This is a genomic window from Bartonella sp. AP30XZML, assembly GCF_042195945.1.
In the GTDB taxonomy this organism is placed as follows: domain Bacteria; phylum Pseudomonadota; class Alphaproteobacteria; order Rhizobiales; family Rhizobiaceae; genus Bartonella.
In genome coordinates, this window is the sequence record NZ_JBHIPJ010000053.1 from 58,116 (window position 1) to 82,186 (window position 24,071).

At 37.9% G+C, this 24,071-nt stretch carries 18 protein-coding genes and 1 pseudogene; 12 read left to right on the forward strand and 7 right to left on the reverse strand.

The window, feature by feature from the left end:
• The first annotated feature begins 10 nt into the window (after positions 1 to 10).
• Both ACFIL2_RS03760 and ACFIL2_RS03765 read left to right on the forward strand, forming a co-directional pair.
• The gene (locus ACFIL2_RS03760) at positions 11 to 1,162 is read left to right on the forward strand and encodes an MFS transporter (protein ID WP_375680184.1); all 1,152 of its coding nucleotides are present in this window, start codon (positions 11 to 13) and stop codon (positions 1,160 to 1,162) included.
• Positions 1,163 to 1,963: 801 nt separating this feature from the next.
• Positions 1,964 to 2,563, forward strand: coding sequence for a hypothetical protein (locus tag ACFIL2_RS03765; protein ID WP_375680185.1), 600 nt, complete (start codon positions 1,964 to 1,966; stop codon positions 2,561 to 2,563).
• A 1,241-nt stretch (positions 2,564 to 3,804) separates the two neighbouring features.
• On the opposite strand, the gene ACFIL2_RS03770 is transcribed toward ACFIL2_RS03765, so the two are convergent.
• The gene (locus ACFIL2_RS03770; RefSeq protein WP_375633452.1) at positions 3,805 to 4,707 is read right to left on the reverse strand and encodes a polyprenyl synthetase family protein; all 903 of its coding nucleotides are present in this window, start codon (positions 4,705 to 4,707) and stop codon (positions 3,805 to 3,807) included.
• A 424-nt stretch (positions 4,708 to 5,131) separates the two neighbouring features.
• Between ACFIL2_RS03770 and rpmF the strand changes: the two genes are divergently transcribed.
• From rpmF to ACFIL2_RS03785, 3 genes and pseudogenes are all read left to right on the forward strand, one after another.
• Positions 5,132 to 5,311, forward strand: coding sequence for a 50S ribosomal protein L32 (gene rpmF, locus ACFIL2_RS03775; protein ID WP_005774555.1), 180 nt, complete (start codon positions 5,132 to 5,134; stop codon positions 5,309 to 5,311).
• A gap of 302 nt (positions 5,312 to 5,613) precedes the next feature.
• Positions 5,614 to 5,775, forward strand: coding sequence for a hypothetical protein (locus ACFIL2_RS03780; RefSeq protein ID WP_375680186.1), 162 nt, complete (start codon positions 5,614 to 5,616; stop codon positions 5,773 to 5,775).
• 1,318 nt (positions 5,776 to 7,093) lie between these two features.
• Positions 7,094 to 7,841: pseudogene (locus ACFIL2_RS03785) on the forward strand (tyrosine-type recombinase/integrase); the annotation flags it as partial.
• 899 nt (positions 7,842 to 8,740) lie between these two features.
• Here the strand turns inward: ACFIL2_RS03785 and ACFIL2_RS03790 are convergent.
• The 3 genes from ACFIL2_RS03790 to ACFIL2_RS03800 form a co-directional block, all read right to left on the reverse strand.
• Positions 8,741 to 9,325 (reverse strand): CarD family transcriptional regulator, encoded by a 585-nt coding sequence (locus ACFIL2_RS03790; RefSeq protein ID WP_273790499.1) that lies wholly within the window; start codon positions 9,323 to 9,325, stop codon positions 8,741 to 8,743.
• A 303-nt stretch (positions 9,326 to 9,628) separates the two neighbouring features.
• The gene (gene fdxA, locus ACFIL2_RS03795; RefSeq protein WP_015856977.1) at positions 9,629 to 9,970 is read right to left on the reverse strand and encodes a ferredoxin FdxA; all 342 of its coding nucleotides are present in this window, start codon (positions 9,968 to 9,970) and stop codon (positions 9,629 to 9,631) included.
• 21 nt (positions 9,971 to 9,991) lie between these two features.
• Positions 9,992 to 11,572 (reverse strand): hypothetical protein, encoded by a 1,581-nt coding sequence (locus tag ACFIL2_RS03800; protein WP_375680187.1) that lies wholly within the window; start codon positions 11,570 to 11,572, stop codon positions 9,992 to 9,994.
• A 577-nt stretch (positions 11,573 to 12,149) separates the two neighbouring features.
• On the opposite strand from ACFIL2_RS03800, the gene ACFIL2_RS03805 reads away from it, so the two are divergent.
• Complete coding sequence (locus ACFIL2_RS03805) at positions 12,150 to 13,061, forward strand: RNA polymerase factor sigma-32 (RefSeq protein ID WP_375613183.1); 912 nt, start codon at positions 12,150 to 12,152, stop codon at positions 13,059 to 13,061.
• A gap of 297 nt (positions 13,062 to 13,358) precedes the next feature.
• Here ACFIL2_RS03805 and ACFIL2_RS03810 read toward each other — a convergent pair whose 3' ends face one another.
• A complete protein-coding gene (locus tag ACFIL2_RS03810) occupies positions 13,359 to 14,936 on the reverse strand; it encodes a M48 family metalloprotease (RefSeq protein WP_375680188.1) in 1,578 nt (525 codons plus the stop codon).
• A 147-nt stretch (positions 14,937 to 15,083) separates the two neighbouring features.
• Here ACFIL2_RS03810 and ACFIL2_RS03815 point away from each other — a divergent pair, with 147 nt between their 5' ends.
• The 4 genes from ACFIL2_RS03815 (at position 15,084) to ACFIL2_RS03830 (ending at position 19,197) form a co-directional block, all read left to right on the forward strand.
• A complete protein-coding gene (locus ACFIL2_RS03815) occupies positions 15,084 to 15,719 on the forward strand; it encodes a thiamine diphosphokinase (RefSeq protein ID WP_375617849.1) in 636 nt (211 codons plus the stop codon).
• Between the two features lie 105 nt (positions 15,720 to 15,824).
• The gene (locus ACFIL2_RS03820; RefSeq protein ID WP_375633448.1) at positions 15,825 to 16,211 is read left to right on the forward strand and encodes a hypothetical protein; all 387 of its coding nucleotides are present in this window, start codon (positions 15,825 to 15,827) and stop codon (positions 16,209 to 16,211) included.
• Positions 16,211 to 18,073: an ABC-F family ATP-binding cassette domain-containing protein gene (locus ACFIL2_RS03825; RefSeq protein WP_375636571.1), complete on the forward strand. Its 1,863-nt coding sequence runs from the start codon at positions 16,211 to 16,213 to the stop codon at positions 18,071 to 18,073. The genes ACFIL2_RS03820 and ACFIL2_RS03825 overlap by 1 nt, the downstream gene beginning before the upstream one ends.
• A 584-nt stretch (positions 18,074 to 18,657) precedes the next feature.
• Complete coding sequence (locus ACFIL2_RS03830; protein WP_375680200.1) at positions 18,658 to 19,197, forward strand: GNAT family N-acetyltransferase; 540 nt, start codon at positions 18,658 to 18,660, stop codon at positions 19,195 to 19,197.
• Positions 19,198 to 19,757: 560 nt separating this feature from the next.
• Here ACFIL2_RS03830 and ACFIL2_RS03835 read toward each other — a convergent pair.
• Positions 19,758 to 20,018 (reverse strand): DUF2312 domain-containing protein, encoded by a 261-nt coding sequence (locus tag ACFIL2_RS03835; RefSeq protein ID WP_005774567.1) that lies wholly within the window; start codon positions 20,016 to 20,018, stop codon positions 19,758 to 19,760.
• 262 nt (positions 20,019 to 20,280) lie between these two features.
• Between ACFIL2_RS03835 and ACFIL2_RS03840 the strand changes: the two genes are divergently transcribed.
• The gene (locus ACFIL2_RS03840; protein WP_375640606.1) at positions 20,281 to 20,769 is read left to right on the forward strand and encodes a DUF1036 domain-containing protein; all 489 of its coding nucleotides are present in this window, start codon (positions 20,281 to 20,283) and stop codon (positions 20,767 to 20,769) included.
• A complete protein-coding gene (pyk, locus tag ACFIL2_RS03845) occupies positions 20,766 to 22,202 on the forward strand; it encodes a pyruvate kinase (RefSeq protein WP_375680189.1) in 1,437 nt (478 codons plus the stop codon). Before ACFIL2_RS03840 ends, pyk begins: the two co-directional genes overlap by 4 nt.
• A gap of 1,484 nt (positions 22,203 to 23,686) precedes the next feature.
• Here pyk and ACFIL2_RS03850 read toward each other — a convergent pair.
• Entirely contained in the window at positions 23,687 to 24,070 is a 384-nt protein-coding gene (locus ACFIL2_RS03850) for a cell division protein ZapA (protein ID WP_375606565.1), read from the reverse strand.
• Position 24,071 lies beyond the last annotated feature (1 nt).

Consider the following 24,071-nt stretch of genomic DNA (forward strand, 5'->3'; position numbering starts at 1 on the left):
GGGGGAGTGCATGACAAGTATATTAGCGTTTGGCTTTTTATTTAACGGTATAAGGATTTTAACCGGCGCCTTTATTGTCTTTTATATGCTTGAAAAAGGCTTAACGCTTATTGATATTGGGATCATTAAGTCATTTCAGGCTTTTATTATGATGGTTACCGATATTCCTCTGGGATATTTTTCCGATCGAAAAAGTTATAAAATATCGATCGTTTTGGCAGCGGCTTTTGCTGCCACATGGCTCTTTCTCATGGGATTTTCTACAAGCTTTTATGGTTTTCTTTTGGCAGAAACTTTTAATGCCTTATCGCTGACATTAATTGCTGGAGCCTATAATGCTTTACTTGTTCAATATGCAAAAGCAAAATTGACATCCACTAAAAAGGTGCTGGGATCGAGTTCTCAATATAATTACATCGGCATGTTTATATTCAGTTTAATCGGCGCATATTTTGCTGATTATTCTAGCCAATATATATGGTATATCGCGGCGTTTTTAATGTTTATGACGACACTATTTGGTTTGTTTTTTCTTGATGACTTGAAGGGGGAGAAAAAACCAAATAAAGCGAATTCTCTCATTTGTGAAGCTAAGGAGATGTTGTCTATTTTTATTAAAGTTCCTTATATCTCTTTATGCTTTTATTTTTCATTGATCTTTTTCAATATATTCTCGCAGTATTGGCAGTGGATATTTAAAGATCATAATATTAATGTCACTTATTTTGATCTTGGTGTGACATTTTCACTTATATTGTTTTCTCAGCTTTTGGCTAGTTTTCTCTTTACAAAACTAAGTGAAAGAGTGAATTTTATTTTACTGTTGTTTCTTTCGGCTTCACTGATTTTTACCGTTGCTTTCTTTGAACCAAGAAAAGAAATGGCTGTCATTTTAGTCTGTATGATTTTTTATCTCATTAAGTATACATATCTTCGTGTAGAAGTTGTTTTGCATGATAGTATTAGTGATCATTTCAGGGCTACATATGAATCTTTCTTGTCAACCGTTGGGAGATTTAGCTTATTGGTATTTTTTTACATGAGTGCGTATATGGTCAATATATTTGGCTTTTTCTCACTCGTTTATATTTTTGCTATTTATTTATTGATTTACTTGTTGTCAGTACTTTTTTTAGAAGGAACTCTCAAAAAAGTTCAGTGAAAATATTAACTTATTACGATACGTGTTTTATAGGGTTTCATAGTGGAGCAAGGCTTTGATTTATTAAGGCGCATCGTTGTTTTTGCATGTTGAATGAGAAAGCTGAATAGTGTCAGTTATTCTTATTTAAAATCTATGTATGTTGAAGCAATCAAAGTCATCTGCTTGTACGTTATAAGTGGGCTTGGCATAATAATCATTAAAATGGCATAACAATCATTACAAAAGAAATAAAAATGCTGCTCATGAATATTACACAAAGGGTTGCTGACAAGATTGGACGCTGATAAAGAACATGATTGTGCCGGATTATATACTTATTAAGGAATGGTGATGGAGCAGTTTTCTCATTTTCATTGGTTCCTTACTGGTAACACTTTATCTCATTAGAGCTAATTTAAGCAGTCGGACAATTTATAGCCTGTTCAAATAGGCTTTCCTCATGACTGATTTTATTGTTGATATATTTAACGCGTTTTATTGCTGTTTTCTTTAAAATATCAATTATCTTGTTGAGATAATTTTTTACGTTGTACATTCTCATTTTTGAGTATTTTCTCTTTGATTGTGGCGTTAGCTCTGTATTTTCTGATGTTAGAAAATTTCTGATCCAGATAATAAACTTATCTATGGAAACTTTGAATGACATCCCCCCCCTCTTTGAGAGGGAATAAAACCAAGTACAGAAATATTGTTGAGTACAATTTGCTACAAATAAGCCACAAGAAACCAGCACATATTGATATATTTGATAGGAATCTGTTAAGCCGTACAAATTATGGTTATTATAAAGGTAAAGCGATGAAATCGTTATCCATAACGTGTGTTGTAACATTTATAACTCTTTTTTCTGTATTGGTATTGTTGGGATGTACACGTGTAGATAGTTTAGAGCAGTACAATAAACTTTACGAAGAATATATAAGTGAAAAATACGAGGCTTTTGAACATTTTCAAAAGCAGGAACAAGCAAGAAATTTCGTCTATAGCCGTGGTTATCAAAATATAGCGCCCAAATTTGATATTATATGGCATCGACACATACTTATTGTTTTATGTGGACGCTTTGTTAATTTATTACACGGTGATTATAATGAGGAGATGTCATGGGCAATGCTACCCAATGTCATAAGCAGTTTGCGTTATGACTATAATTGGAGAGAAAGCGATTTTATCTGGGCTTATAATATGTCTATGAATTCTACCGACCCCATGATTGATTATGCGAAAAAATTTCTTAATTCTTCAAGTGGAAATGGTATTAGCCCAACAACACAAATTATTGACCTTGTGTCTAGTATGAGAGCTGGTCATGATGACAATACTAAACAAATAGCGCGTTTTTGCAGAGAACTCCACACGATATATGATATGATGAAACCAAGAGGAATTTACAAATGATATTGAATGGGTAATGAGAAAAATTCTCTCGAAGGGTATTAAATGGCTATAATACTCTTGATAATTGCGGCATTTTCTTGGCCATGTTGCTTGTTTTTTTATTATGGCTTCAAAAGGTGGACATATTTTCCAGCTTTGGCAACAGGCATAGGTTCACTTACAATGATGCTTTTCATCTTAATAAGAAAATTGCACTTAAAGGAGGAAATTTGCTCTTGGATTGAAAAAACGACTTATCACAAATTAGATTGCGCTATTATATATAATAATAATAATAAGGACTTTTTTATCTTTCTGTTGCAAAGATCATTCTCTGTTTAATCTTATCAATTCTCTTTTTGTGTGATGAATTGAATAAACGAGATAAAGAGCGTGATGAATTAAAGTTCTACAGTGATCATGATTATTATTAAATTGAAGTTATTACACACTTTTGTAAATAAAAATGTTTCTGCTTTTGAAGGAGCATGCCGACACAATCATTCACTTTGCTAGCCCCTAATGTTGCGACAGCCCTTGGCTTTTAAGACGGTTCATAAGAGGCATTTTTTTAGTCTTTTCTTTGATGTTTTGCCCTACGCGGCTCTCTCTGTTTTTGAGGTGCAAGCAAGTGATTTTTATTGATTCAATATACACAGATTTGAAATGAAAGAATCTTACGGTATTCAGGGTTCTTATTCAAGTTGAACAACCGAGAATTATGATTATAAATCAATGTGTTATATCTTTCCTGCTTAAGAAAAGAGAGATCAGTAATAATACTGCTTTGGTCTTTCGTTCTATTGAAATTAATGGCTTTATTTATCCTGTTATGCCGTAACATACTGTCATTTGAGGGGTGGTGAAGGTATCCTGTTTGATACATTAAGTATTTTAAGAAGTACATGGTGAATATTCTTAAGTCTTGCTTATCGCGTCTTTAGTTTAAGTGAATCGCATGTGTGGAATCGGCTTTAAAGCATCCACTGTAATATCTTTTAAAACATGATTATTACGCATTTTCACATTTTGTTTCTTTTAGTCTTTAATGGAAGGCATTTTTCATGCAAAATAGGATACCCAGAATGCATTTGTGTTATAAATTCACGCGGCTTGTTTTAATGAAATTCCTCTCAAGATTTGTCGTACCCATTTCATGATAAGGACTATAATGGAGATTAATAGTAACGTTTCTTGGAAAAGTCTATTATGCATTCAATAAATATGACGGTGTACACTATGTACAATAGGGTGGATGAAGTTTAATTTTGGCGTATTGCACTAAAGTGTGCTGCTTGTTGGAGGGGGAGTGCTTTAGCGCCAAAAGGATGTAAGAATGCTTCTGCTTTACTGATGAGTATATCTCGCTTTTTTTGGGTTTCTTTAATGCCGTAAAGATGAACAAAAGTGGCTTTTTGTGCCGTTTCATCTTTCCCAGCCGTTTTTCCTAGGGTTTGCGTGTTGGCGGTGACATCAAGAAGGTCATCGGTTAATTGAAAGGCTAAACCAAGATAGGTACCAAAATCAGTAAGCTTTTCGGTTAATTCTTTAGATGCATTGCCAATGATGGCACCTGCTTGGCAAGCAAAGCTTATCAGGGCTGCTGTTTTCATGTGTTGTAGAGTGATGATGTCAGTACTTTCTTGCGGTCTTTTTTCAGCTTCAAGGTCCAGCATTTGTCCACCTAACATACCGCCAAGTCCTGCCGATTGTGCAAGAGACGTGATCAGCTTGATTCTAATATCTGTAGATAGATTACTAGCTTTATGGGCAATGATTTCAAAGGCAAATGTTAAGAGGGCATTGCCTGCTAGAATTGCTGTTGCTTCATCAAATGCTACATGGACAGTGGGTTTTCCACGCCGGAGTATATCGTTATCCATAGCGGGAAGATCATCATGAATGAGCGAATAACAATGGATACATTCTAAGGCACATGCAACATCAAGAGAATGTTCTACAGGGACGTCAAAAAGTGCAGCACTTTGAATTACAAGAAAAGGACGCAAGCGTTTTCCACCGTTCAGCACACCATAGCGCATGGCTTTGATTAAGTTTTTAGGGCGTGAAATTTCACCATTTTGGATTTGATCACTTAACAGGGTATCAAGCCGTTTTTCAACGGTGTCTCTATGTTTTGCAAGAAGGGTGGTAAATTCGTGCATTCTTGCTTCCTTTGTTTTTACAAAAATGAAATTATGAAGTTTAAAGAGAAAGGTTGTCGCTTTTTCTTGTTTTCATAAATTGGCGTCGTTTTTTATTAAAAATCAACTTCTCTTTTTATCCGTATCTCTACTGTATGCGCAAATCCCTTTTTAAACCAAATAAAAATTGAATGAAGGGCTTATAAAAAAGCTTTCATTGGTGTATAAAATTCTTAAATTTTGCAGTGTTTTTGATATTCATTTGATTATTGTGACACCATTTTTGATAACAGGAAGGTCATTTTTGGTAAGAGGAGGATCATTTTGACATTGCCTCTTCTTTTTTATCAGTGTATAATATTCTCAAATTTTATGGTGTTTTAAATGAAGCATTGTCATTTTTGACATTGCTTTTTCTGTTTTAATGGATTTGGAGTGTCTTTTTATGGCTGTACCTAAACGAAAAACCTCTCCAGCGAAGAGGGGCATGCGCCGTTCGGCTGATGCTCTGAAGGCGCCGACTTATATCGAAGATAAAAATTCTGGTGAATTACGTCGTCCTCATCACATTGATTTGAAAACGGGAATGTATCGTGGGCGTTCCGTTTTAGTGGTTAAAGACTGAGCGTTTTCTTTCTTTTCCAGAGGTGAACTTCTTTTATTGCATCGATCAATGCATGCTTGGGGGTGTGCATTTTCGCTTTAAGATGAATGTTGAGGTTCTCTTGCATCGTCTTCTATCGATGTGGAACAGGGAATGTATCGTGGACGTTCTGTTTTAGTGGTTAAAACTTTAGCGTTTTCTTTCTTTTCCAGTGGTGAACTTCTTTTGTTTCATTAGTGAATGCACGCTTGGGGCGTGCATTTTCGCTTTAAGATGAATGTTGAGGTTCCCTTGCATCGTCTTCTATCGATGTGGAACAGGGAATGTATCGTGGGCGTTCCGTTTTAGAGGTTAAAACTTTAGCGTTTTCTTTCTTTTCCAGTGGTGAACTTCTTTTATTTCGTCGATCAATGCACGCTTGGGGCGTGCATTTTCGCTTTAAGATGAATGTTGAGGTTCCCTTGCGTCGTCTTCTATCGATGTGAAACAGGGAATGTATCGTGGGCGTTCTGTTTTAGTGGTTAAAACTTTAGCATTTTCTTTCTTTTCCAGTGGTGAACTTCTTTTGTTTCATTAGTGAATGCATTGGGTAAGATGCGTTTTTCACTTTTTCTTGAGAACATGTATGGGATAAAGTTGTGCTGTAGAGAAATGATTCTATTGTGGGAGATGATTTTCTTGTTTTCTTGAGAGGCTATAAAGGGCTACTTGTATCAGTGTCTTTTATGATGACTTCGTTAAGAGCTTGGGTATTGATATAAGTTAGCTCAGTAATAGAATTATTTTGTATCGCACTTAATCTTTATTGACTATAGAGAGAATCCTATTAGACCGTAAAATATCATCGTTTAAGGCGGTTGATCTATGTAAGGATTTAAGCATATCGGTGTTTTCCGGTGTTTTTTATGAGAATATTTAAGGCAATGGTTTGTCTATAGGCTTATATTGTGACATGTGATTCTCCTTAAAAAAATAGAGATCGACATCACATTGATTTATAAAGATCATTTGTTGTTTTGCGCCTTGAATGGAAGGCCTATCGTAGGATTTTCTCATTTCAAATTTTTCCCTATGTTGAATCAATGATAATCACTTGCTTTTCGGTCACAAGTGGGGCTGGCATGTGGGTGAAAACTCTATAAAAAAGGAAAAATGTTTATAATGAATATTTTCAAATGTAAGAATTGTTGTAACATTGGGGTTAAGTGTATGCTGATGCCAGCGCGCTTTCTTATGAGCAGAAAAGAGAAAACCGTTACAAGACAGAAGGTGTACACATTCAATAATCTTTAGTGCTTTTTATGATAAAAGTGCATGAGACTTTTCTATGAATATCACGCTGTCTTTTCATATTTTTGAACTAAGAATTGTCCATATATTTTTCGTATTTTTGTGAATATAAGGGATTTGTTGCGAACAGCGTGTAAAAATAAGTAAACTTAAAACCAGATATGTTATGTGTGGGGGTGAGCAAAGTATTTTATCAAAGCCGGTACGATTCTCCAGTTCATAGCTGGTTTATGAATGATTTTATAGTGTTTCTTACCTAAGTTTATGATTTTTTTGTCATCTGTTCATCACTAGACAACATATTGATTTATATATATAATTAATTGTTTTTCATATTGAATTAGAACCCCGAATAACGTAAGATTCACTCATTTCAAATCTCTCTATCTAGAATCAATCCAAACCACTCGTTTGCACGTCACAAGTGGGATGAGTGTGTGGATAAAATTTGTATAAGAAAGAACTAAAAATGGTTCTTATGAAGAGTCTTAAGAGCCAAGGGTTGTCACAACATTGGGGGCTAGCAAATATAATGATGGTGCCGGCTTGCTTCTTCACAAACGTAAAGATGGTGGTGCTCAATGGCTTTATCGTTATACCATTCATGGTCGGCGCCGTGAAATGGGCTTGGGTGCCTTGCGAGATGTTTTTTTTAAACAAGCCCGTGAATTGGCAACTGGGTGGTGGGCTGTTTTACGTGAGGGGCGTGATCCCATTAAAGAACGTGAGAAACAAAAGCGTGAGGCAATGCGCAATCTCCATTATTTAAAAGATATCGTGTTGGATGCTTTTGAAAGCCGTAAAGCTGAATTAAAAAATGATGGTGAGGCTTGTGATTGGTTTTCACCCTTACACCTTTATATTCTCCCCAAATTAGGCTGTCTGCCTGTTTCAGAGATTACGCAAACAGAGATACGCAATACCCTTGCCTCTATTTGGCATGCAAAAGCTGGAACAGCTCAGACAGCACTGAAGCGTCTTAATCTTTGTCTTAAACATGCGGTTGCATTGGGTGTGGATGTTGATTTACAAGCAGTGCAAAAGTACGCGCGCTCTTAGGCAAACAACGTCATAAAACCACTCATAGACCAGCAATGGATTGGAGAGATGTTTTTGCCTTTTATCAGTTACTCTGTAAAACATAACATAACTGGCTTTGCGTTTGCTTGTCCTGATAGGCGTTCGTACTAATCCTTTGCGTCATATTCGTGAAGATCAGATTGAAGATGATAACTGGACAATTCCTGCTGAGAATATCCAATCTTTAGCAGTCTGTTTGAAACAGAGATTAAGACTTTTAAGAGTTCTATGAATCATTCTAGATTTTTTGTGTTCGATTGGAGTAAGAATATTGCGTATATCTCCTCTGAAATAAGAAACCTCATTTGGGAAAAATATGAAATTGGAAGGGCAATGCCAACGTTCATTTTTATTGTGATTTTTTAAGTTAGTTTTACAGCTTTCAAAAGTATTTGGAATGCCTTTTACAGAATGGAGATGATGGTTTTAGTTCATGCTTTTTTTATCGCGTTCTTTAATGGGGAATGCTTCTCATGCAAAATAGAGCGCCCAAGACAAAATATCTTATGTTGTACCGTCACGCATTTTTTTTAAAGCAATATTTTTCAATATTTGTGGCATCCATTTTATGACGGTGTTTTTGAATGTTACAATGGTTTTGTAGAAGGGGATAAATGGTAAAGTTTCGGTGTAGTGTATAAACGGCACTATGATCTTTACGATTAAATAAAAAAGCAAGCCCCGCCCTTACACATCTTGCCAGATTCCAATGTTGGTATATCCTTTGGTGCTTGAGACAGTGTCTCGCTCTTTTTGTACAGTTTTTACCCACAGATCAGCTCCGCTTGTGATTGACAAGCAAGTGATTTGATTAATTCAACATGAGAGAAATTTGAAATGAGAAATCTTACCATATTCAAGATTCTAATTTAATATGAATAATGCTAGATTATGATGATTAATCAGTTTGTTATCTATGAAGAAAGAAAATAAGGAGGAGGAATTTGTCGAAAAGTTAGATTGTTTATAGATTGGCGTTGGTTAAGAAACTTTGTCCTTAAGGGCAGAGAGGATGTTAAAAAATAAAACCAGCTTTTCGCTGGTTTTATCGAAATATCATCATTATGATGAAAGAGTGTATTATGCAGCGTAGACAGCTTTACTGTTTTCATCTGTTTCTTCTCTCTCAGTTTTAAACTCGCGTTCCGGCTTGTTGGAGAGATGCATCTCTATGAGATTGATAGCTTCTGTTTCAGAAAGACTATTGATAACCGCAATTTCGCGGGCCATTCTTTCAAGAGCAGCTGTATAAAGTTGGCGCTCAGAGTAAGATTGTTCAGGCTGTAGATTAGAGCGGAAAAGATCACGGACCACTTCGGCGATACAAATAAGATCTCCTGAGTTGATTTTAGCATCATATTCTTGTGCACGACGTGACCACATGGTCCGTTTAACGCGTGCTTTTCCACGTAAAACTTTTAAGGCACGTTCGACAGAATCACTAGCAGATAATTTACGCATTCCAACGGAAAGGGCTTTTGCAATGGGGACTTTGACATCCATCTTATCTTTCGCGAAATGAATGACAAAAAGTTTTAATTTATGTCCTGCAACTTCTTGATCTTCAATCGCTATAATTTGTCCTACTCCATGCGTAGGGTAGACGATATATTCAGAGGTTGCAAATTCTTTGGTTTTGGAAGACGTTCCATGTTGGGATGCCATATTTTAGTTTACTCCCTTATGATCAACAAATGTATCGGAAAACAGGTTATAAACCTGAGGGTTGAGTTTTCTTTAACCAAGTATATTGTACCAATTAAGTGAGCATAAAAGCCGAGTACTTTTAAATCAAAAAAAAATACACCGCTTTACTATAACAAGCAAAGAAAAATACTTAGAAAGATGATCATGTTAAAATAACACTAACATCAAAATTTAAAAGAATCAATCATTTCGCTTAAGGATTTTTTATTTTTACAAGAGAAGTCTTTCAATCGTTGAAGGAGGAGAGTGTACACTTTATCATTACTCTTCGCCACTTCCTGGATTTTCTGAAAAATACTTTTCTAATTTATTTGGAACACCATCCATTTCTTTTGCTTGAGGAAGAGGATCTTTTTTGGTGGTTAGATTAGGCCATTTGTTTGCATAATGAAGATTGAGTTCTAACCACTTTTCTAATCCTGGTTCTGTATCAGGTAAAATCGCTTCTGCTGGGCATTCTGGCACGCAAACACCACAATCGATGCATTCATCGGGGTGAATAACAAGCATATTTTCCCCTTCATAAAAACAATCAACTGGGCAGACTTCAACGCAATCCGTATATTTGCAGTGAATGCAGTTGTCGGTTACTACGTGGGTCAAGATCGAACTCCATTTGTTACTTTAATTCTCTTTAGAGGAAAGTGTGTGCGTGTTTTTATGATTGGTGAGTTGATCGCGTAGTACAGCTAGTTTCGCAAAAGGTGAATCAGGATTAAGGCGCTTTTCTTTTTGAAAGGGCTTATGATTTGCATGTTTTCCTTGGGATTTGTGGAACTTATGAGAGCGTTTTGCTTGTGATGGTGCTTTTTGAGGGGAATTTTCATTTTTGTATTCCGCTTTTTTTACAGCGTTCTTCGATTTATTTTGCCATTTATTTCCTAATTTATCACGTTTTTTTTGTGCATGGTGGGGAAATTGATGCTTATAATGCCATAATAAAATAACTTTATCTTCTTCTGTAGAGCGAGGGGATTTGGCAAAATTCCCAATAGGTTCAGCTTCTGGTAAACGATTGGTTTTATGGAGATGTTTTTCAATACCAGAGGATGAAATGTTTGGGTATGAGATATTTTTTTCTTCTCGTGTTGTTTCTAAATCGCTTATTGTTTGCCATTGACTTCCAACGCATTCTGCTGCGGGAACATCTTGCATTGTCTCATTGACAGGGGAAGAGGCTTGGTGTGCAAGGAGATTTTGTTCAAAAACAGTATTGCTTATGCTGTACGATTGATAACCAAGTCCTTTGAGGATTTCTTCCATATCATTTCCATTGGCCCCAAGAATGGACATCATGGCTGGTGTAACAAAAAAACTTTTTCCATCATAGGCGCCATCTGGTTTGGGATCACTTCCTTGTTTCCAATGAAGTGCGGGACGGATGAGATTGGCAAGACGTTCTAAAATATCAATCCGTACAGCACGTTGTCCTAAGATTCGGTAGCCGGCTAATTGATAAAATTGGCGGTTATAGGTAGAGTCAACCATCAAAGAGGTTCGACCAGCAGATAATGCTGAAAAAATTTCACCCAAACCAGTTTGATCTTGTCCCGCATTTTGAAGATTCCACAGGAGAGTAATGGCTTGAACCGGAGCAGGTTTAAGCATTCCGGCAACATAGATATGAAAAGCGCCAAAACGCACGCCTAGACGCCGAAGAACGGCACGTGATTCTTGCGCAAGGTTTTTGACAATGTCTAAGACTTCGCGGCGTGGTAAAATCCCTAAAGAGTTAAAAAGTTGTAAAGCAAGACTGTTTATTGAATCTGTTAAATTATCAGCATTGCGCAAATCAAACAGGGGTTTTAAAGTCGTTTCAAAATGAAAGGTGACAAAGCGTTCTAATCGTTTCACAACGTTATTGCGGGATTCTTCCGTGAGTTGTTCATCTGCTAAAACAATTAGTTTTGGTTTGAAAAAATCTTCTGTTGCTACAAGTTGTCCTACGGGTTGACCAATCCAGCGCACAATTCCATCAGAACTGAGGGTAAAATCTCCATTTGCACAAGCACAAAAACGTGTCGCGCGTTTGGAAAAAGCAAGAATCAAATTCTCATTCTCTGTTGAAATTTGCTTCTCAGCTATTTGATCGGTACTGTTTTTGTTGGCATAAAAACGAAAACCTTCAAATTTACCCCTTCCGTGTTTTTCAATGAGAATATCATCTTGAAGAATCTCATTCTGTTGAACAATCTTGCTATCCATGATCATTTTCTTTCTCAGTGTGACACTGGTCAAAAGCTTTTTGCGACAATTTCATAATGGTGCTCTTTCTTTAACACGTTTGTTGCGTTTGCTTCAATCACTCTTGTCATTTTTTGCTGTTTCTTTGCGCCTTTAAAACTTGAATGATTCTTTTTTCATTCAGTTTTCATTCAGTTTGGATGCTTTATATTTGCAAATTACACTTATTAGTTGTATTGTAAAGCTAAAAGCATAAATAAATTCTTCGATTTAAAAGGAAACGGAACCGATTATCAAAAAACGGCATTTCTTTTGCATGATCACTTTAATTTTTTTGCTGTTTTGTCATGAAAAGTGAAGAGAAAGTTTTTTCAAATATTTCATAGGCTAAAAGGCATATTGTAAAGGCATTTTGCAGGTGAAATTGTGTCTTATGACAAGAAGTTTTACCATGACAGTAAAAAAAACAATTGCGATTATAAAATTACACGTTAAAGTAGTGGTCACAGAAGTTAACAACTTTTGCGTTCTTTTTAAGCGAAGAACAATGATGTCGTTGCCAAATCAATTTTGATAATTTTAATCGCAAGGGGTTATTATGGGTAATCTTTCAAATGCTGTTTATAAAAGCAGCAAAAATTATAGCGATGCAGACAAAAGCTTAGGACGTAATATGATGCGTTCTGCTATGCAAGCACCTTATCTTGAACGACAAAAAGAGCATGATTTGGCTCTGCGGTGGAAAGACAAACGTGATGATGACGCCATGCATCAAATTGCAGCGGCTCATATGCGTTTAGTGATTGCTATTGCTAATCGCTTTAAACGTTTCAAAATGCCATTGGGGGATTTGGTACAAGAAGGGTATGTGGGACTATTGGAAGCAGCTGCACGTTTTGAACCTGATCGGGAAGTGCGTTTTTCAACATATGCAACGTGGTGGATACGCGCTTCTATTCAAGATTATATTTTGCGAAATTGGTCAATCGTTCGAGGGGGAACGAGTTCTTCGCAAAAAGCACTTTTCTTTAATCTTCGGCGTTTGCGTGCAAAACTGATACAAGATGATAGTGCTTTGTCAAAACAGGATATTTTTCGCACAATCGCTGAAAAACTCGGTGTTTCCGTGCGCGATGTTGAAACGATGGATTTTCGTTTTTCCAGTTCTGATAATTCCTTGAGTGTTTCTGTTTCTGAGAACAGTGATAATCCCATTGCTAAGATGGATGTTTTGGTGGATGATAGTCCTCTTCCTGATGCTTTAATTGAGCAAGTCATTGATGGTCAACGGCGTACACAATGGCTTTACGATGCGTTGCAAATTCTCAACGAACGGGAGTTGGAAATTATTCGCTTTCGTCGCTTAAATGAAGAGGGTGCGACTCTCGAAGTTTTGGGTGAAAAGTTAGGAATCTCGAAAGAGCGCGTGCGTCAAATTGAAGCTAGGGCTTTGCAAAAATTGCGTTCTGCTCTCCTTACGATTCATTCAGAAGATGCTTACGATATATAAGCAGTGAAAGGCTTTTTGGGGGGAAAGAGAATATATTAAGTGGGGGCATATGAGAATATGATAAAGTCAGTTTTAGGGGATGTCCGGATTTGTTTAGAAATATGCCTCCTTGGGAGCGCTACTACAGAGGAAGATAGGGGGCTGTTAGTTGGAGGAAATATATATCAAACGGAGACCTATAAAGGTATGATGAAGTTGGATTTTAAAGTGTTCCTCTTTATTTTCGAATATGCTTTAAGGGGGAGGGCGTGATACAGACAGAAAAGAATCAAAACTGTAACAGATGAGAAGAAAGGCTTATTCTGTAATAATTTTCACTTTTGTACCTGCGGGTAAAGTTTGCGTTGGTGAGAGGGCGTTGAGGATGCGAAAGAGTTTTTCTTTATATGGTGTGTATTGCATTTTATCTGCAAGATTTGCAACGGTTTCTCCTTGTTTAACACGGACAACACGGATTTTTAAGAGCTGCAATTTTTTTAACTGTGAAGATGAAAGAGAATGAAAGCTTTGTAGCGTTTTTTGGGCAACCTCTGCAAAATTTCGAGAATTATGTGGAGCGGCCGTCAAAAAACGAAAGATGTGGTTGTTGAATGGAATGACAACCACATCAAATTGCCATTGATCATTGGTAGCATGGGCCCTTGCTCCAAGTAAATTTTGGCTTTGGGATTCTTGACGCATAAATTCTTGATTGGGGAGCCCTTGAATTGTGATGGGGCGGATAGATGATTGGTCTAGACCGATAATCCAGCCACTTTTCAAATAATCACTCGCAGATATTTCAGCAGGATGTGGAATAGCGTCAAAACGAATCGCAATTTTATCTGGTCCACTGGCCCAAACAGTATGTGCTGAATGTTCTATTGTAAAATTGTTTGGAACAGAAAAAGCTATGCGCAATTGTGGGTGAATAAATTGGTTGCCTCGTACAAAACCTGTATAAAAGCCTCCTCCAAAAATTATGCCATCAATGCTTTTGAGAAAAGAATCGTGATCAGATATTTTACTATTCCCTTTACTGATTTTACCCGCTTTTTTTATCGCAAGCCGAATGCGTTGAGGGGTAGTTGGGTGAGAGGCTAGAAAATCTAGAGAGGCATTTTGGGAGCCAGAGATATTACGAAAAGCACTATAGGCTTCCATTGTTTGAAGAAAGCGTGGTGAAGCAAAAGGATCATATCCTGATTGTTGGAGCATTTCGAGCGCAATGGAATCAGCTTCCAGCTCTTGATTGCGGGAAAATTGCGCGAGTTGTTGCTTGTTTTGCATAGGGTTATGAAGTTTTTTGCCAATAGAAGAAAGAAGACGTGAAGACATGTGATTTGTCATCTTTAATTGGGCTTCTTTTTGCAGGCGTAAAATGCCATGATTGGCTCTGATATGTGCTATCTCATGGGCTAAAATGGCTGCAACTTCTGAAGAATCATTGGCTAATGCCAGCATACCACGAGTGATGTAGATCGAGCCGTTGGGGAGCGCAAAAGCGTTGATAGTTTCTGAGTTTAAAATTGTTACAGAATAGCTTTGATGAGAACTATGTGATGCAACTGCCAGTTTACGGACAATCTTTGCTAAAAGGTGTTCAAGTTTTGCATCATGATAAGCGCCACCATACATTTGCAAAATACGTGGGTGTTGCAGAGCGCTTAATGTGACATAGATATTGTGGTTGTTGGTACGTTTGATCGTTTTAGAAGAAGTGGAAGAAAACCTATCATTTTGAGAAAAGGGTGTATGGCAAGCTGAAAGGAGAAACGTTAAACTTATGAAAGTTGCTTTATACAGGCAAGAGCGAAAAAGAAAATTGCGGTGAAAAATGGGGTGCGTTGGACCATGGTGCACATTATTTCTGCGGAGTAATTTGGCAAATTGCATTTGTATCTTTATATCGTATGTTTCTTTAAGAAAGGCATTAGGGATAAGGATTCGTTTGGCTATATCACGCTTTTTGTTTATAAAAAATGACTCTCACTTATAAAAAGATGCACTGTAAAGAAAATTTTGTGAAAGGCAAAGTATGGCATGACAACATTTACGATATTATTAAATGGGGATGTTCATATCACTGATCGTTTGCTTAATCAAATTCAAAACAGTCGGGTAATTGCTGCTGATGGTGGTATGCGTCATGCGGCAGCGCTTAATGTGACGCCTGAGTTGTGGTTAGGGGACTTTGATTCATCAGATGAGAACTTAATACGTCAATATAGTCATGTTCCGCGTGAAGTTTTTCCCTCTGATAAAGATATGACAGATAGTGCTCTGGCATGTGAAAGAGCGTTGCAAAATGGCGCTAAAAAGCTTATTTTGTGCGGTGCTTTGGGAGGGGAGCGAAGTGATCATAGCCTTTCTCATATGACGCAAGCGTTGATGATGGCTGAAAGGGGTATTTCAGTGTTGTTGACAAGCGGTTTGGAAGAAGGTTGGCCGGTTTTGTCAAAACCTTGTTCGTATGATTTGCCTAAGGGATGTTTGTTTAGTATTATCGGTTTTTCTGATTTAAAAGGTTTAACTCTTAAAGGGGTAAAATGGCCAGTTTGTGACAAAAATGTGTCATTTGGCTCTTCTTTAACACTTTCTAACCGTATTTGTGGAACCTTTTCTTGCCATTTAGGTTCTGGAAAAGCTATATTGTTAGCGTCTGTGCCTATTCCATAAAGCTCTTCCAATATATTTTGAATAAGGCAGGGGGAGGACTAGTGATTATAAGTGCCGACATAAACAATATATTATGTATTGATCTTGAGAAGGAAAGGTTTTGATATGTTAAAATCAATTTTTAAAGTGGCAGTTGTTTCAGCCATTGGTTTCAGTTCAGTTGCTTGTACCACAAACGATGAACGCGTTGCACGTTACGGCGTAGGAGGAGCAGCAATCGGTGCTTTGGCTGGAACTGCTATTGCTGGAAGTACGCCTGGAGCAGCACTTACCGGTGCAGCATTTGGTGCTTTGGCTGGAACAGTAACAGGTGCAGCTGCAAATCAAAGAAAACAACAAAGACAGGCATCACAATTGTGCACGTATCGCGGTCGTAGAGGGCATGTTTACCAAGCACCTTGTGGACAGAGAGTTCCTGTACGGCAATTGTGTGCTTACCGTGATGCAAGAGGGGTGATGTATAAAGCACCTTGTCCGCACCGCGTTCGTTAATGGCGGTGCCGCTTCTGCGGCTTGACCGCATTTTCTTAAATTTTGGAAAAACGCCTTTGCTCAATCAAGCTTCTTTATCGGTTGAGCAAGGGGCGCGTATTGCGCTGGTCGGCCGTAATGGTTGTGGAAAATCAACTCTGTTAAAAATTGCCGCGGGAATATTAGAGCCTCATGGTGGCGAAATTTTTCGCCACCCGCGAGTGACGCTCCGTTATGTTTCACAAAATCCGGATTGTTCAGGATTTGAAGATATTAACGCTTATATGGAAGCGGGGCTGGACGATATATCTGATGTCCAGTGGATCAATACGCTTCGCACAAATTTAGGGTTTTCGGGGGCGGAAAAATTGGAAACGCTTTCGGGAGGCGAAAAGCGGCGTGTTTCATTGTTACAGGCCATTGCTGCAAAACCCGATATTTTGTTCTTAGATGAACCAACCAATCATCTTGATTTACCAACCATTGAATGGCTGGAAGCTGTTTTATCTTCTTTGCGTTCAGCGATTGTGGTGATTTCCCATGATCGGCGATTTTTAGAAAATGTTACGCGGTCAACGGTATGGCTTGATCGTGGCACAACCAAAAGACTGGAAAAGCGTTTTTTAGAATTTGAAAGTTGGCGTGATAAGGCGTTGCAAGAAGAAGCCATTGAGCAGCATAAATTGGGGCGCCAAATTGCTCGTGAAGAGCAATGGTTACGTTATGGCGTAAGTGCACGGCGTAAGCGTAACGTACGGCGTTTAGGCGAATTAAACAACTTAAGACAGCGTCATCAAACCTATAAAGGGCAGCCTGGAAATGCACTTTTGACAGCAGCGAAAAGTCATGAGTCTGGGCAATTGGTGCTTGAAGCAAAGAAAATTTCAAAATCCTATGGTGATCGCATTATCGTGAAAGATTTCTCTTTGCGCATTCAGCGTGGTGATCGAATCGGGTTGGTAGGACCCAATGGTATCGGAAAGACAACGCTCCTTTCTGTATTAATTGGGCAAGAAGCCGTGGATGGTGGAACGGTGAGGCATGGCTATAACCTCTCTATGGCATTGCTTGATCAGCAACGTATTTTAAATGAAGAAGAAACTTTAGCGCATTATTTAACGGGAGGAAGAGGTGATACTCTTGTGATCAATGGGCTGGAGCGGCATGTCGTTTCTTATATGAAAGACTTTTTATTTTTACCGGAACAAGCTCGCACTCCCCTTAAAGAATTTTCAGGGGGAGAAAGAGCACGCCTCATGCTTGCACGACTTCTTTCTCGTCCTGCAAACTTTTTGATTCTTGATGAACCGACCAATGATTTGGATATGGAAACTTTGGATTTGTTGCAAGAATTTATTGCTGATTTTGCGGGGACAGTATTGTTGGTCAGCCATGACAGAGACTTTTTAGATCGTACTGTAACGCATATGTTGGCACCTCAAGGTGATGGTCATTGGGTTTTGTATGCGGGCGGCTATAGTGATATGATGGCGCAAAACCAGCATGCTCTTCGCTTACAACGCAAAAGAACAGAATTATCGCAGCGTAAAGCACCTTCAAAATCTCATGCGGGAGAGCTTTCAAAACAGGATACATCAATAGATCATAGCTTGATAGGGCGAGAGAAAAAAACACGAAGTAAATTGTCTTATAAGCAGGTTTATGCATTGGAAAAATTGCCTGAAGAAATTGCTGTTTTACAGGACGAAATCAAAAAAATTGAGCAAGAGCTCTCTGATCCAACCCTTTATTGCCGCGATAAAGAACGTTTTGAGCGTTTATCAACAGCGTTGGAAAAAAAGAGAAATACTTGCACACAAAAGCAAGAAGAATGGCTAGAACTTGAAATTTTACGCGAAGAAATGGAAGCGTGTTCACGATAATATCTAAAAAACTTTAAAAGATTTGTATTGCCTCATCGCTTTTCTTTGATTTGTTACAAGAGTTTGTGGCTGATTTAGCGGGAACAGTGCTGTTGACGAGTTATGGCAGAGACTTTTTAGATTGCACTGTAACATATAGCATTTCAAGGTGATGGTCATTGGGATTTCTATACGGGGGAGCAGTGATATGATAGCGCAAAACAAGCATGCTCTTCGTTTACAAGGCAAAGAAACAAAACTACCTTTGCCGTGAGTTTTTTCAAAATTTCGTATATGGAAGTACGCCAGTTCCATTGCATACTTTGCCAGTCCCCAATGTTGCTACAGCCCCCTTGGAACTTGAGAGCATTCATAAGAAACATTCCCTTATCTTTACCTTATATCCTAAATACACCAACCTTGCTTATGACGGAAAAGCAAATGATCTTCATTGATTCTAACGTGAGAAGTGTTGTGATGAGGAAAGTTTACTGTATTCGACGTTATGATTTAAGTTTAAAAATGATGATTTGTTAGGATAAATCAACGTGTTATTGTAACATTTCTAGGAGGAGAAAATGATAGCAATTAAAACAAAGTGAACAATTTCTACATTGATCGGTTTAGAAGATGCAGCTGAACTGTCTTCTTATTCCCTCCGTAATGCGAATCATCTGCGTCCTTTTGAACCTGTTAGATCTGATGGTTATCACAGCCTAACAGCTTGGGAAACACGAGCTAATGCATTTGCTTATGAAAGTGCACAAGGACAAGCATACCGATATGCCGTACGATTAAAAAATGAAAACACAGTCATTGGTGTTGTGAATTTTACAAATGTGGTTCGGGGTGTTTTTCAAGCTTGTCATCTTGGTTTTTCTCTTGATGAAAAACAACAAGGTAAAGGTCTTATGTTTGAGAGTTTATCGGCTCTAATACGGCATATCTTTCATGTTTATCATCTGCATAGAGTGATGGCAAATTATAGACCTGAGAACATAAAAAGCGAACGTTTATTAAAACGCCTTCATTTTGAAAAAGAAGGCTATGCCAAAGACTATTTGATGATTTCTGGAAAATGGAGAGATCACATTCTAACCTCTCGAATCAATGATCTGTATGAGTCGGTTAATAGATTCGAATAAAGTTTTATTAAAAGTTCTATCAAGGGGCTTTTTATCAAATGTGTAAATATGCCGAATTTCTGCCTATCCTAAAAGATAAAGATCCTTAACCAGCTCTTCTTTTGTAAACAGCTCAGACTCTCATTTAGCGGATTTCAACTGCTGACCGCTTTCATATGTTTCTTTTTGTAGATAATGAATTGATTTATCATCATAATTCATTTTGTTCAATTTGAAGGAAGAGAGTCCTCAATATCGGAAGACTTTCTCATTTCAAATTTATTGATGTTTAATCATAAAAACACCTCTCTTGCACATCACAAACTGGGTTGGCATAGGTTGGCATACAAGTGAGGGTTTATGTGGATAAAAATGATTGAAGAACAAGAATAAAAATTCTCTGTATAAATCCTTTTAAATGTGAAGGCTGTTGCAATATTGTGTATTCTGTGATCGATAGTCTCGTTACAAGTTACACAAACGGCTTATTGTTTGGGTGAAATTTTTATACATTCATTTGTTTTTTGCCATTTTTTTTGTATTTTCTTTTCTTAAAAAAATTTCCAATGTTATCAATGGTTTTAATTCATACCAAGCGCATTTTTATAAAGTTCAATGATTGCTTCTTCTTCCATTCTTTCATGCTCTTCTTTTTTACGCAGCCGTATAATGCTTCGAACAGCTTTACTATCAAAACCAGAGCCTTTAAGTTCAGTGTAAACGTCTTTAATATCATCAGAAATGGTTTTTTTCTCTTCTTCTAGTCGTTCAATACGTTCGATAAAAGAGCGTAATTGGTTTACGGATATAGCGTGTGTTTGATCGGTTACTGTATCGTTCATTGTATTTTTCTCCAAGTTATATATTTTAAGTTGTTTTTCGACGACGAATTTATGTTAAAAAAGCTTGAAAACAAAAAGTAAATCAAGCTACACAGCTTTTTTACAAATTGACTTTAAATATTTTGTAAAATTTTTAAGATATATGCATTGATAAAAGGGCTATAAAAAGAAAAATATAAAAATATACGTTTTAGATTTGAAAAGCTTTAAAAAAAGAAATGTGTAATTTGTTTTGAGAATTTGGCATTATAGAGGAAGTTTTGTGATTTTAAAAAAGCGATATTGGGTGCTTCAGAAAGGATTAAAAGTTTTTCTCTTGAGCATTTTGCTCTTGTTTCCCCTTGTTGTTTTTGCAAAAGCTGACTTTAGAGTTTGTAATACAACCCAACAGTCTGTAGGGGTTGCTCTTGGATATCGTACATTTTCAGGGTGGGTGAGCGAAGGCTGGTGGACGGTACCAGTGACGGAATGTAAAACTTTAATTGAGGGGCCTCTTGCTTCACGGTTTTATTATTTTTATGCGGAAGGGGCACAAAAAAAAGGGAACTGGGCAGGCTCTGTGACCATGTGTGTACAAGATAGCCAATTTACCATTCAAGGGGTTCATGATTGTTTCCCTCGAGGATATCAAAAGGCTGAATTTAAAGAGATCGATACCGGAAATCAAACCAGTTGGATGGTACAGTTGACGGATGAGTCTTTGTTAAACAATTCAGTTATACCTTCTCTTTCAGGAAATTCTCCACCGTGAAACGTGCACGTAAAGTAAAAATTATTGCGACTCTTGGTCCTTCTTCTTTTTCTCGTTTGATGATTGAGAAGCTTTTTAGGGCAGGGGCAGACGTTTTTCGTCTTAATATGAGCCATACTGATCGTGATATGCTGGGTGATTTGGTCAAGTCTATACGAGAAGTTGAAAAAACAGTTCGACGCCCCATAGGTATTTTGGTGGATCTTCAGGGGCCAAAACTGCGTGTGGGACGTTTTGCTAAGGGGCAAGAAGATTTGCGTGTTGGGCAAAGCTTTACATTAGATAATCGCGATGTTCTTGGTGATGCACAGCGTGTTTTTTTCCCTCATGAGGATGTATTTTCGGTTGTTAAACCAGGGGATCGGTTGTTGATTGATGATGGAAGGGTGGAACTGCGTGCGCAAGTTTGTGATGGTCATACTATACAGTGTCGCGTGGTTGCTGGAACCCGTATTTCTGATCGAAAGGGTGTCAGTTTTCCCGATACAATTTTGCCTTTTGATTCGATGACGTCAAAAGATAAGGAGGATCTTCAGGCTCTTTTACAGCAGCCTGTTGATTGGGTTGCTCTTTCTTTTATTCAACGTCCAGAAGATATTATAGCGGTGCGTCGATTGATGAAAAGCAAGGTGTCTTTGATGGCTAAAATCGAAAAGCCTCAAGCCTTGGAGCATATAGAGAAGATTATTGAAATTTCCGATGGTATTATGATTGCACGGGGTGATCTCGGTGTGGAAATGCCTTTGGAAAAGGTCCCTGCACTTCAGATGGAGCTCATAAAAGCTTGTCGTTTAGCAGGAAAGCCTGTTGTGGTGGCAACACAGATGCTTGAATCAATGATTACATCTCCTGTTCCGACACGCGCAGAAGTGTCGGATGTTGCTACAGCAGTTTATGCAGGAACAGATGCGGTGATGTTGTCTGCTGAATCTGCTTCTGGTCGCTATCCTGAAGAAGCTGTGCTTATGATGGACCGAATCGCGCGACAAATCGAACAGGATCACACTTATGCCGCTCAGGTTGGAGCACAACATCCAGCACCAGAATCAACAGGAACGGATGCGATTTCTCTTGCTGCACGTCAGATTGCTGAAACACTTGCGCTATCCGCTATTATTGCTTATACGGCTTCAGGAACCACCGGGGTGCGCGCCTCTCGTGAACGCCCTAATAGACCCATTATTGCTTTATCGCCCATTGTGGAAACAGCACGGCGTTTGGCTTTAGTTTGGGGGCTTCATTGTGTGGTCACGCAAGATGCACGGAGTTTAGAGGATATGGTTGATCGTGCAGCAGCCATTGCATTTCAGGAAGGTTTTTGCAAAGGGGGAGATCGCTTCCTTGTGACAGCTGGGGTTCCCCTTGGAACGCCCGGTGCGACAAATCTCTTGCGTATTGCCTCTGTCTCCCAAGATGGAACGAAAGGGATTTGAGCCGTTTACGCATGGTGTTTTTTCATGCGCCTTTGAACAGGCTTTAAAAACAACGGGTGTGCGCCTCTTGTGAATGCCTCCATAGACCCATTATTCTTTTATCTCCTATCGTAAGATAGAAAGGTATTGCGTTAGGTCGTCCAGTTTGGGGATGGGAGCAGATGCGGTGATGTTGTCTGTTGATTTTGTTTTAGTTCTGAGGAAGCTGCTTTTACGGTAGGCATTTAATGGGAGCTCCTCCTTTTATTTCATTGAGGCATATTGGGGATTGCTTTATTGATGTTTATACGAGCGAGATGTTTATTGATAATGAGAATTTATTCTTTTTCTTTTTGGATAAGAGCCTTGAAATTGTTCTCATTTTAAACTTTTGCCAACAGAATTGAATAAAGTTAAAATTATGTGCCTAAAAAATCGTACTGGTATGTTATGAGAAAAAGTGATGGGTGAATGTGTTTTTAAAATATGCTTTGTCGAAGCATTTTCAACATATTGATTTATAATGATAATTTATCGTTATTAAACTTGAATTAGAACCCCGAATTCCGTAAGATTCTCTTAAATTTATTTATGTTTTGTTAATCATAACTCTTTGCTTGTACGTCATAAGCGGGTGGGACATGTGGGTAAAAACTGTACAAAAATACCTCTTATGAATCGTTTTACGAGCCAAGGGGGCTATCGCAATATTGAGGGCTGACTATAATGATGATGCCGATTTGCTCTTTCTTTTATTAAGCTTGGAGATTTTGAGGGGTGGGGAGAGAGGTATGGATGAATTGTTTGTTTGTTATAAGGATAAAGATGTCGGTAGAGAATGTTTTCAAGCGCTATTATTGTTGTTTATGATGTTTGAGCTTGTATGAGATTAACATACTCTTCGGGTTTGACTTTTTTCCTGCTCTAAAGGATGAAAATACTTAATTCACGCTGGTTTATAAATGATACGGTTCTTTTCGGTGGGTTTCATCGGATGGACATTTCAGGTGCAAAGACTCCATGGTGCTTGTATTATCAAGTGGCGGTGTTTTACGGTATAATAGATAAGGTTATTTTTTAATATATATTGAATCTGCTTGATATTATCTAAGGGGCAAGGATTTTTGGGCATGCATTCATAGGGAACATGAATATAGCTCTTTTTTTCGAAGGGTGCTTTATTTGTTTGTTGCTGTTGTCATTTATATGATTTTTTTACAATGATGTTGATTTTGTTATCTTATTGCGCGGTTAAAAGACATCTCATTTGAAATGTGGTGATATAAGGCAGTCTCCTTGATATAGGAAGCGTTTGTGCGGAGGTGAAATATTCAGGGTAGGGCTTTCTTGTTGAGGTTTAAGTTAATCCCATAAGTCGTGAGTAGCTGGAATCCTTCCTATAAAAAACCAGACTGTTTACACACTGGTGTGGGTTTAAGAATTTTTATCCTGTGAGATGTGGCGGACAAGTCAAGTCTCTGGTTTATTACGCGCTGATGTACTTTTTAGAAATCTTCCTGTTCTTGTTCTTGAATGTTTGTGCAGTTTTGATCATCTTTGAGCAATTGGTTGGTGAGATTTTCAATGCGTTGTGTGGTGTCACGCATAATTTTCCCCATTGTGCGGTCTCTTTCGTTGTGGAGTCGTAAAAGAGTATTGTAGTCTTCTTGTAATTTTTTATTTTCTCGTTTTATTTCTTCCATTTCATCAATAATCATTATGCCAGCCATAACCGATAAACGATGGTCGCCAATTTCACCAAAATTGTTCTTTAAATGTGTGATATATTGATCTAATTGAGCAGCAAGCGCAATAAGACGACGTTCTTGTCCTTTGTCACAAGCCATGCGATAAATTTTACCATCAATGGTAACGGAAACAGTTTCCATA

What these genes read in the sequence shown, in the direction of transcription:
- ACFIL2_RS03760 (WP_375680184.1), top strand. Translation starts at nt 11, where the DNA reads ATGACAAGTATATTAGCGTTTGGCTTTTTATTTAACGGTATAAGGATT.
- ACFIL2_RS03765 (WP_375680185.1), top strand. Translation starts at nt 1,964, where the DNA reads ATGAAATCGTTATCCATAACGTGTGTTGTAACATTTATAACTCTTTTT.
- ACFIL2_RS03770 (WP_375633452.1), bottom strand. Translation starts at nt 4,707, where the DNA reads ATGCACGAATTTACCACCCTTCTTGCAAAACATAGAGACACCGTTGAA.
- rpmF (WP_005774555.1), top strand. Translation starts at nt 5,132, where the DNA reads ATGGCTGTACCTAAACGAAAAACCTCTCCAGCGAAGAGGGGCATGCGC.
- ACFIL2_RS03780 (WP_375680186.1), top strand. Translation starts at nt 5,614, where the DNA reads ATGTATCGTGGGCGTTCCGTTTTAGAGGTTAAAACTTTAGCGTTTTCT.
- ACFIL2_RS03790 (WP_273790499.1), bottom strand. Translation starts at nt 9,325, where the DNA reads ATGGCATCCCAACATGGAACGTCTTCCAAAACCAAAGAATTTGCAACC.
- ACFIL2_RS03800 (WP_375680187.1), bottom strand. Translation starts at nt 11,572, where the DNA reads ATGGATAGCAAGATTGTTCAACAGAATGAGATTCTTCAAGATGATATT.
- ACFIL2_RS03805 (WP_375613183.1), top strand. Translation starts at nt 12,150, where the DNA reads ATGGGTAATCTTTCAAATGCTGTTTATAAAAGCAGCAAAAATTATAGC.
- ACFIL2_RS03810 (WP_375680188.1), bottom strand. Translation starts at nt 14,936, where the DNA reads ATGCAATTTGCCAAATTACTCCGCAGAAATAATGTGCACCATGGTCCA.
- ACFIL2_RS03815 (WP_375617849.1), top strand. Translation starts at nt 15,084, where the DNA reads ATGACAACATTTACGATATTATTAAATGGGGATGTTCATATCACTGAT.
- ACFIL2_RS03820 (WP_375633448.1), top strand. Translation starts at nt 15,825, where the DNA reads ATGTTAAAATCAATTTTTAAAGTGGCAGTTGTTTCAGCCATTGGTTTC.
- ACFIL2_RS03825 (WP_375636571.1), top strand. Translation starts at nt 16,211, where the DNA reads ATGGCGGTGCCGCTTCTGCGGCTTGACCGCATTTTCTTAAATTTTGGA.
- ACFIL2_RS03835 (WP_005774567.1), bottom strand. Translation starts at nt 20,018, where the DNA reads ATGAACGATACAGTAACCGATCAAACACACGCTATATCCGTAAACCAA.
- ACFIL2_RS03850 (WP_375606565.1), bottom strand. Translation starts at nt 24,070, where the DNA reads ATGGAAACTGTTTCCGTTACCATTGATGGTAAAATTTATCGCATGGCT.